The sequence below is a fragment of the Kitasatospora sp. NPDC091257 genome, from assembly GCF_044757675.1.
In the GTDB taxonomy this organism is placed as follows: Bacteria; Actinomycetota; Actinomycetes; order Streptomycetales; family Streptomycetaceae; genus Kitasatospora; species Kitasatospora lactacystinica.
Map to the genome: position 1 here is coordinate 1 of NZ_JBIVVI010000943.1, position 3,667 is coordinate 3,667.

At 77.1% G+C, this 3,667-nt stretch carries 1 protein-coding gene; it reads right to left on the bottom strand.

Going from position 1 to position 3,667, the window contains the following annotated elements; all coding sequences use genetic code 11:
• Window positions 1–3,667 (bottom strand): amino acid adenylation domain-containing protein (locus tag ACIQOV_RS32480; protein ID WP_401054296.1); only part of this gene is annotated, 3,667 nt, incomplete at both ends.

The following is a 3,667-nucleotide window of genomic DNA, read 5'->3' on the forward strand; positions in this document are numbered from 1 at the left end:
CCCGGGGCTGGCGCTCCGGTCCTGCCGGCCCAGGTAGTTGAAGCCGACCTGCGGCAGCGCGAGGCCGGGCTCCGGCTTGAGGTGGCGCAGGGCGCCGTGGCCGAGGCCGCCGTTCGGGACGGCGCGCAGGATCTCCTTGACGGCCTTCAGGGCGGTGCCGGTGTCCGCGTCCGGGGGCACGTCCAGGGCGACGGGGTGCATCGCGGTGAACCAGCCGACGGTGCGGGACAGGTCGACGCCGTCGAGGAGTTCCTCGCGGCCGTGGCCCTCCAGGGTGATCAGGACCCGGTTCCGTCCGGTCCAGCGGGCCAGCACCCGGCCGAGGGCGCAGAGCAGGACGTCGTTGACCCGGGTGCGGTAGGCCTCCGGGACGTCCTGGAGCAGCCGGCGGGTGTCCTCGGCGCCCAGGGCGAAGGTCAGCGACTCCTCGGCCTCGGCCGTGTTGGCGCCGTCGAGGTCGGTGGGCAGCGCGGTGGCCGCACCGTCCGCCAGGCGCTGCCAGTACGGGAGTTCCGCGTCGAAGCCGCCGGCCGCGGTGTGCGCGGCGAGGCGTTCGGCCCAGGCCCGGAAGGAGGTGCTCTTGGCGCCGAGGTCGGGCCGCTCGCCCGCGGCCGCCGCGCGGTGGGCGCGCTCCAGGTCCTCCAGCAGGATCCGCCAGGACACCGCGTCGACCACCAGGTGGTGCGCGGCCAGCAGCAGCACCGGGCGGGGGTCGCCGGCGAAGCGGCAGAGCGCGGCGCGCAGCAGCGGCCCGGCGGCCAGGTCGAATCCCTCGGCGAGGCGCTCGCCGAGGTCGCGCAGGGCGCTCTCGCGTTCCTCGCCCTCGGCGGCGGGCAGCTCGTGGACCCGCAGGTCGGGGGCCTGGCCGGGCTCGGTGCCGTACTGGCGCCACCGGCCGTCGGGGAGCGGCTCGCAGCGCAGCCGCAGGGCGTCGTGGTGGTCCAGGACGGCGGCCAGGGCGGCCCGCAGGGCGGGCTCCTCGGTGCCGGGGGCGAGGGTGAAGGAGACGGACTGGGTGAGCCGGGCGGGGTCGCCGTCGAGGGTGTCCAGCAGCCAGTGCTGGACGGGGGTGAGCGGGGTCTCGCCGGTGACGGCGCCCTGGTCGGCGTCCGTGCCGGGGCTCGGCGCGCGTTCGGCGGCACCGGCGAGTTCCGCGAGGGTCTGGTGGGCGAACAGGTGCCGGGGGGTCAGCGCGAGGCCGGCCCGGCGGGCCGCCGAGACGATCTGGATGCCGAGGATGGAGTCCCCGCCGAGGGCGAAGTAGTTGTCGTCCGCGTTCACCTCGGGCACGCCCAGCACCTCGCGCCAGATCGCGGCGAGGGCCTGCTCGGTTTCGGTGCGCGGCGGCCGGTCGCCGCCGGTGGCCCGGGTGGCCGGGACCGGTTCGGGCAGGGCGCGCCGGTCCAGCTTGCCGGTGGCGCCGAGCGGCAGCCGCTCCAGCGGCACCACCACGGCGGGCACCAGGTGGTCGGGGAGGGTGCGGCCGAGGAAGGTCCGCCACTCGGCCGGGTCGGGCAGGGCGCCGTCGCGGGGCACCGCGTAGCCCACCAGCCGCTTGTGGCCGTCCTGGTCGACCACCCGGGCGGCGGCCGCCGCCACCTGCGGGTGGCGGGCCAGCGCGGCCTCGACCTCGCCGAGTTCGATCCGGAAGCCGCGCACCTTGACCTGGTCGTCGGCGCGGCCGAGGTAGTCCAGTTCGCCGTCGGCGCTCCAGCGCACCCGGTCGCCGGTGCGGTACATCCGGCTGCCGGGCGGGCCGTAGGGGTCGGGCAGGAAGCGCCCGGCGGTCAGGCCGGGGCGGCGCAGGTAGCCGCGCGCCACGCCGGTGCCGGCCAGGTACAGCTCCCCGGGCGCGCCGACGGGCACCGGGCGCAGCCGCGCGTCCAGGACGTAGGCCCGGGCGCCGCCGACCGGTCGGCCGATCGGCGGGTCGCGGTCGGGGTCGGCGGGGTCGCAGGTGTGGGCGGTGGCGTAGACGGTGGCCTCGGTGGGGCCGTAGATGTTCAGCACCCGGCAGCCGGGGACGGCCTCGCGCAGGGTGCGGACGGTGCGGGCGGGCAGTCCTTCGCCGGCCAGCACCACGGTGTCCGCGCCGAGTCGCAGGGCGCCGTCGGCGAGCAGTCCGCCGAGGGCCGAGGGCACGGCGCTGAGCAGGCCGGCCCTCCGGGGGCCGGGGTTCTCGGCCAGGGCCAGCAGGTCGCGCAGGAGTTCCACGCAGCCGCCGGAGAGCAGCGGCGCGAAGATCTCGAACACCGACACGTCGAAGTTGAGCGAGGTGGCGGCGAGCACGTGCTCCAGGCCTCGGCCGGCGAACTCGGCGGCGGCCCAGTCGGTCAGGGCGAGCACCGAGGCGTGGGCGACCACCACGCCCTTGGGGCGGCCGGTGGAGCCGGAGGTGTGGATGACGTACGCGGGGTGCTCCGGCAGCAGGGCGCCGTGCCGTTCCGGGTCGCCGACGGCGTCGGTGCGGGCGGCGGCCAGCCGTTCTCGGCAGGCCGGGTCGTCCGGCACGATCCGGGCGTACGGGCCGTCGGGGAGCCGTCCCTCGGTCGCGGCATCGGTGATCACGGCGTCGGGCCGGACGTCCTCGAAGAGGTAGGCGATCCGCTCGGCCGGGTAGCCGGGGTCGACCGGCAGGTACGCGGCACCGCTCTTGAGCACCGCGAGCAGCGCCACGGCCAGTTCGACGGTGCGGGGCAGCGCGAGCGCGACGAAGCGCTCGGGTCCGGCCCCGGCCCCGATCAGCAGCCGGGCCAGCCGGTTGGAGCGTTCGTCCAGCTCCCGGTAGGTCAGCAGGCCGTCGCCGGAGCGCACGGCCGGGGCGTCGGGGGTGCGGGCGGCCTGCCGGGCGAAGGCCTCGGGCAGGGTGCGCCGGGGCGCCCGGCGCACCGGGCCGCCGAGGCGTTCCAGCAGCTCGCGTCCCTCGGCCGGGTCCAGCAGCGGCAGTTCGCCGGCCGGCCGGTCGAGGCCGGCCGCCATCCCGGCGAGCAGGGTGCGCAGGCTCGCCCCGAGCCGCTCGACGGTGGCGGCGTCGAAGGCGGCCGGGTCGTGGTCGAGGCTGACCTCGATGGACTCGCCGGGCGCCACCACCACGCCGAGCGGGTAGCTGGTCGGCTCCAGCACGTGCTCGGTCTCCACGCCCAGGCCGTGCCGGGTCAGCGACTGCGCGTCGAAGGGGTAGTTCTCGAAGACCACGATGCTGTCGAACAGGGCGGTGCCGCCGGGCAGTTCGCTCCAGCCCTGGAGCTGGGCCAGCGAGACGGCGTCGTGCCGGCGGGCCTCGGACTGGTGGTCCTGGACCTCCCGCAGCCAGTCCAGCAGCGGGCGCCGGTCGTCGATCCGCACCCGGGTGGGCAGGGCGTTGATGAACAGCCCCACCATCGAGGTGACGCCGGGGAGTTCGGCGGGCCGGCCGGAGACGATGGTGCCGAACACCACGTCCTCGCCGCCGCCGTAGCGGGAGAGCAGCAGCGCCCAGGCGCCCTGGAGCACGGTGTTGACGGTGAGCCCGGCCTGCCGGGCGGTGGCCCGCAGCCGCTCGGAAAGCTCGGGGCCGAGGGCGACCTTCACCGAGGCCGAGGAGGAGGCGCGGTGGGCGCCGGCCGGGCGGCGGTCCCGGGGCAGTTCGGTGGGGGCGGGGAAGCCGGCCAGGGTGTCGCGCCAGTAC